This is a genomic window from Leucobacter sp. VD1 (assembly GCF_037150695.1).
Lineage (GTDB): Bacteria > Actinomycetota > Actinomycetes > Actinomycetales > Microbacteriaceae > Leucobacter.
The window spans coordinates 1-309 of record NZ_JBBCPO010000005.1 but is presented as its reverse complement, the minus strand read 5'-3'; the positions used below and the strand labels follow the sequence as shown (position 1 = coordinate 309).

At 53.7% G+C, this 309-nt stretch carries 2 rRNA genes; both read right to left on the bottom strand.

Annotation, left to right across the window (positions count from 1 at the left end):
* Window positions 1–52, bottom strand: a 5S ribosomal RNA gene (gene rrf / locus WFL22_RS12465); the annotation flags it as partial.
* Window positions 53–198: 146 nt separating this feature from the next.
* Window positions 199–309 (bottom strand): 23S ribosomal RNA (locus WFL22_RS12400); the annotation flags it as partial.

Here is a 309-nt window from a genome sequence, read left to right as displayed (position 1 = left end):
CTTCCGGGTTCGGAATGTGACCGGGCGTTTCCCTGACGCTATGGCCGCCGTAACTCTATCAACATGTTGACACAAACCATCCCCGTGGGGGTGTGGGTTGTGGGCCGTCTGTTGGGAACCACAAAGTGGACGCGATACATCGTTACGTTAATTGCTTACTTCCACTCACACCATCCCGAAGAGGTGGTGTTGTGGGGTGTTATCAAGTCATCGGCTTATTAGTACCAGTCAGCTCCACACGTTGCCGTGCTTCCACATCTGGCCTATCAACCCAGTCATCTACTGGGAGCCTCTCGAACCGAAGTTCAC